Annotated in this window: 4 protein-coding genes; 2 read left to right on the top strand and 2 right to left on the bottom strand. The window is 60.4% G+C overall.

What is annotated here, in order from left to right:
* Window positions 1–175: 175 nt before the first annotated feature.
* Complete coding sequence (locus PMI32_RS02650) at window positions 176–1,093, top strand: LysR family transcriptional regulator (protein WP_008034570.1); 918 nt, start codon at window positions 176–178, stop codon at window positions 1,091–1,093.
* A 2-nt stretch (window positions 1,094–1,095) separates the two neighbouring features.
* Here PMI32_RS02650 and PMI32_RS02655 read toward each other — a convergent pair whose 3' ends face one another.
* Together PMI32_RS02655 and PMI32_RS02660 are read right to left on the bottom strand one after the other, a co-directional pair.
* Window positions 1,096–2,673 carry a sensor domain-containing diguanylate cyclase gene (locus PMI32_RS02655; RefSeq protein ID WP_008034566.1) on the bottom strand — a complete coding sequence of 526 codons (1,578 nt, stop codon included), beginning with the start codon at window positions 2,671–2,673 and terminating at the stop codon, window positions 1,096–1,098.
* A gap of 78 nt (window positions 2,674–2,751) precedes the next feature.
* Window positions 2,752–3,279 (bottom strand): DUF3087 domain-containing protein, encoded by a 528-nt coding sequence (locus PMI32_RS02660; RefSeq protein WP_008034561.1) that lies wholly within the window; start codon window positions 3,277–3,279, stop codon window positions 2,752–2,754.
* Between the two features lie 213 nt (window positions 3,280–3,492).
* On the opposite strand from PMI32_RS02660, the gene ppnN reads away from it, so the two are divergent.
* Entirely contained in the window at window positions 3,493–4,866 is a 1,374-nt protein-coding gene (gene ppnN, locus PMI32_RS02665) for a nucleotide 5'-monophosphate nucleosidase PpnN (protein ID WP_008034560.1), read from the top strand.
* Window positions 4,867–5,319 lie beyond the last annotated feature (453 nt).

Here is a 5,319-nt window from a genome sequence, read left to right as displayed (position 1 = left end):
AGCCGGCTTGCTGGCGATGGCGGCCTCAAATTCAACGTAGCGTTCAAGGGCCTCTTCGCGGGCAAGCCTCGCTCCTACAGGGGTTGTGGTTGACCTATACATTTCAGGTGGCCTCGATTTTGTTTTCGTTGCTCCATACATTCATTTCCAGGCCGTTCGTTCGAGGATTCAGAACATGTTGTCGATTGAAGACCTGGCGTTGCTGGAGGCCATTCGGGAAACCGGTAGCCTGTCGCGCGCGGCGGTGCACCTGGGCAAGGCGCCATCGACCGTGTCGTATGCGGCGCGGCAACTGGAAGAGCGTTTCGACGCCTTGCTCTTCGATCGTCGCCGCTACCGCTTGCAGCTCACCCCGGCCGGGGAATTGCTGGTGAACGAGGCGGCGCGGCTGATGCAGGATGTCTCGCGCCTGACCCAACGGGTGCAGCAAGTGGCCAATGGCTGGGAGAGCCGCCTGTGGATCGTCACCGACGAACTGCTGGAGTTCGAAACCCTGATCCCGGTGATTCACGAGTTCGATGCGCTGGAATCCGGCGTACCGTTGCGCATCACCCAGGAAGTGCTCAAAGGTGTCTGGGAAGCCCTGCGCGAAGGCCGGGCGGACCTGATCATCGGCGCCACCAACGAACCGCCGGCCATCCCTTCCTTGCGCTGGATGCAGTTGGGGGAAATGGAATGGGTGTTTGCGGTCTCACCGAAGCACCCGCTGGCCAAGGCCAAGGAACCGATCTCTCGGGCAACGGTGACGCAACACCGGGCGGTTGTCGTAGCCGACTCGTCCAGAGTCACCGAAGGCAGTACTTATGGTGTCTCCGGCGGACAACCCGTGCTCGCCGTGCCGACCATGCGCGCCAAAATCCTCGCCCAGTGCGACGGCCTGGGCGTGGGGTGGCTGCCCAAACATCGGGTCGGCTCGTTACTGAAAAACGGCACGCTGGTCGAAAAACAGATGGCCGACCCGCGCGAGCCGAACATTCTGTATGCCGGCTGGCGTGGCGACCATGACGGTCGCGCCCTGGGTTGGTGGCTGGAAAAACTCAAGCAATCGTACCTGGCGACCCAACTGGTTCAGGGCAGCGGCGGGTTTGTTTGAAGTCAGTTGGCAATAACGCTCATGTTCCTGCCGCTGGCCTTGGCCACGTAAAGCGCCTTGTCCGCAGCGCCCACCAGGTCGTTCGGCTGGGCCTGTGAGGCAGGATCGTAAGCGGCGACGCCGATACTGACCGTCACCATGCCCTCTGCACCTTCACGATGGGGAATACCGGCCTGCAACACCGCACGACGGATTTTTTCCGCCACCAGAAACGCCCCCACATAGTCAGTCCCCGGCAGCACCGCCGCAAACTCTTCACCGCCGTAGCGCGCCGCCAGATCCCCGGGCCGCTTGATGTTGTCGGTGATGATCGCGCTGATGTTGCGCAAACATTCGTCGCCGGCCACATGACCGTAGTGGTCGTTGAACAGTTTGAAGTGATCGACATCGATCATCAGCAGCGCGAGGCCGTTCAGGCTGCGCCGGGCGCGACCCATTTCCGAGTGGATGAACAGGTCGAACTGACGCCGGTTGGACAGCCCCGTCAGCGCGTCTTCCAGAGCCAGCAATTCCAGGCCGCGATTGACCTCGAGCAGTTTGTCCTGAGCGTCCAGCAGTTGGTTCTGAATGCGGTTCTGCTGCTTCATCAGATTGATCAGGCGATAACCCAGTACACCGACAAAACCCAGCAAAAGCGTAACGATGCCAGCACTGAGCATGGATTCCTCACGCCAGCCAGCCAGGACTTCCTCCTTGTCGAGCGCGGCGAAAACAACCAGCGGATACCCCTCGACCCGGCGAAACCCCACCACCCGCACAACGCCATCCACCATGGATTTGAATGTTGCCGTCCCTGAACTCCCCGAGGGCAACAACTGCTTGAACAGCGGGCTGTTGGCGAGGCTGGTGCCGATATCCGCTTCGTTGAACGGCCGGCGAACGATGATGGTGGCATCGTCGGCGATCAGGTTGATTACGCCGTTGCGGCCCATGTCGATGCTGTCGTACAGGAACAGGAAATGATTGAGATAAATCGTCGCCAGCGCCACACCGGCAAAACTCCCGTCGGCATGATTGATCCGGCGCGACACCGTCATGATCCATTCGCCGCTGGAGCGGCTTTTGATCGACGGGCCGATATGAGGCCCACGGTCGGGATGATTGCGATGGAAGATGAAATATTCACGGTCGGCATTGTTGGCATCGGTCAGGGCGGCGCCGTTGGAATTGGCAATCCAGCGCCCCGTTTCGTCATAGACGAACAGGCCATGCAACTGACTCAACTCACTGCGCTGGGCGCTGAGCAAGCGCTCCAGATGTGGCAGCCCGGCCGGGTCGAAGCCGTCGTTTTCGAGGCGTTCCACCAGCGTAAACAGCAGCGTATCGGCCTGCTTGATCGTCGCCTGCGCTTGCGAGGCCAGGGTCTGCGCAAGGTTGGACATCGCCACTTCCTTGTCATGCAGATGGTACTGGCGCGAACTCCACGCTTCCCAGATCACGATGACAATCATGGACAGGCACACTGCAACAAGCAGTACCACCGCGGAGCGCACCTTGATCCTGGCACCGGCCTGTTCGGTGACCAAAGGCACGCTGTGGCGCAATTGTTCAATTCGGTCTTTGACAGACGGGTTACCCATGACGCTCCCTGAATCCTGATGAATGGCGACTGATCCCGTTCGCCTTTTTATTATCAATGTGCCTTGATCCTGTACCGGTTAGCGTGGCGTCTGTTTCACGGCCTCAAGCCACGCCGGGTTCAATTGCGTCTGTTCGGTTTCGATGCCCAGCGCTTCCATTCGTGCCTTGTGCAGGTCCATTTCACGTATCAATTGGCTGTGATCACTGGAGTTACCGTCCAGTTGGTGCATCTGGCTCAGCCCCAGGTGATAGAAACGCAGCAGCTTCATGGCACTCGGATCACCCGCGTCCACCGCCACCGTCACCTGGTGCATGACGTTGGTGATGCTCATCAGGCTGCGTTTGAGCTGCCAGCCGTAGACCGCCGGCGCCATCCACTCTTGGGTCCAGAATTTGCCGCGCATCAGCGCCGCCATCAACAGCACCGCGACAAACACGCCGCCCACGTTGAAGCGTAGATTGTCGCCCCCCGGTTCGCCGAACATCGCCACCGCCGCGGTGGACAAAACCATCGCCAGGGCGAGGAAAACCAGGGCGATGATGATCGTGCTGCGGCGCGTCTGGCTTCGATAGATTTCTGGGTTCTGCGGCTGGATTTCAAACATCGCGACGGGGTTCCTCAGGCGGCGTGAGCAAAAAGACTGCGGGGCATTATCGCCTCTGCGAGGGATTTAGCTATGCTGGGGCTCCTTTTCATCTTTTCATCGTCAAAGGGGAACATGGCGATACTGCGCAGTTCGTGCCATCTTCTTTCGTGGATACATACTATTCGGATGTCATGCGTCCTCGGCGGGTGACATCGTTTTAAGGATCATTGAATGTCCCAACGACAAGTAATCAACGCTTCGGTCAGCCCCAAAGGCAGCCTGGAAACCCTCTCTCAACGTGAAGTACAGCAACTGAGCGAAGCCGGATCCGGCAGCACCTATACCCTCTTCCGCCAGTGCGCCCTGGCCATTCTGAATACCGGCGCCCATGTCGATAACGCCAAGACCATCCTCGAAGCCTACAAGGACTTCGAAATCCGCATTCACCAACAAGACCGCGGTGTACGCCTTGAACTGCTGAACGCCCCGGCCGACGCATTCGTCGATGGCGAAATGATCGCCAGTACCCGGGAAATGCTGTTCAGCGCCCTGCGCGACATCGTCTACACCGAAAACGAACTCGACAGCCAGCGCATCGACCTGAGCAATTCCCAGGGCATCAGCGACTATGTGTTCCACCTGCTGCGCAACGCCCGCACCCTGCGCCCCGGCGTCGAGCCGAAAATCGTAGTGTGCTGGGGTGGCCACTCGATCAACACCGAAGAATACAAATACACCAAGAAAGTCGGCCACGAACTGGGCCTGCGCAGCCTCGACATCTGCACCGGTTGCGGCCCCGGCGTGATGAAAGGCCCGATGAAAGGCGCGACCATCGCCCATGCCAAACAACGCATTCACGGTGGCCGTTACCTCGGTTTGACCGAACCCGGCATCATCGCTGCCGAAGCGCCGAACCCGATCGTCAATGAGCTGGTGATTCTGCCGGACATCGAGAAACGCCTGGAAGCGTTCGTGCGTGTCGGCCATGGCATCATCATTTTTCCTGGCGGCGCGGGCACGGCCGAAGAGTTCCTGTACTTGCTCGGCATCCTGATGCACCCGGACAACAAGGGCCTGCCCTTCCCGGTCATCCTCACCGGGCCGAAACACGCGGCGCCGTATCTGGAACAACTGGACGCGTTCGTCGGCGCCACCCTGGGTGACGCGGCGAAGCAGCATTACGAGATCATCATCGACGACCCGGCTGAAGTCGCGCGGCAGATGACCGCCGGCCTCAAAGCGGTGAAACAGTTCCGCCGCGAGCGCAACGACGCGTTCCATTTCAACTGGCTGCTGAAGATCGACGAGGGCTTCCAGCGCCCGTTCGACCCGACCCACGAAAACATGGCCAACCTGAAACTCAGCCGCAGCCTGCCGGCCCACGAACTGGCCGCCAACCTGCGTCGCGCGTTCTCCGGCATCGTCGCCGGCAACGTCAAGGACAAGGGCATCCGCCTGATCGAAGAACACGGGCCGTACCAGATCCGAGGCGATGCGGCGGTGATGCAGCCGCTGGATCAGTTGCTCAAGGCGTTCGTGGCCCAGCACCGGATGAAACTGCCGGGCGGTGCGGCGTATGTGCCGTGTTATCGCGTGGTTGCATAACCAAACCCTGTTGGAGCCAGCTTGCTGGCGATGAGGCCCTCGAACCGTGCATCGCTCATCCGGCCGCCATCGCCGGCAAGCCGGCTCCTACAGTTCAGCGTCGTGAGAAAAACTACCGACACCCACGATTCCCGTAGGAGCCAGCTTGCTGGCGATGAGGCCCTCGAGCCGTGCATCGTTCATCCGGGCGCCATCGCCAGCAAGCCGGCTCCTACAGTTCCGCGTCGTGTGAAAGGCTACGGACATCCACGATCCCTGTAGGAGCCAGCTTGCTGGCGATGAGGCCCTTGAGCCGTGCATCGTTCATCCGGGCGCCATCGCCGGCAAGCCGGCTCCTACAGTTGGGTGTCGTATGAAAAACTACCGACACCCACGATTCCTGTAGGAGCCGGCTTGCTGGCGATGAGGCCCTCGAGCCGTGCATCGTTCATCCGGGCGCCATCGCCGGCAAGC

The sequence above is a fragment of the Pseudomonas sp. GM60 genome (assembly GCF_000282415.1).
In the GTDB taxonomy this organism is placed as follows: Bacteria; Pseudomonadota; Gammaproteobacteria; order Pseudomonadales; family Pseudomonadaceae; genus Aquipseudomonas; species Aquipseudomonas migulae.
This window is presented reverse-complemented; position numbering and strand designations above follow the sequence as displayed.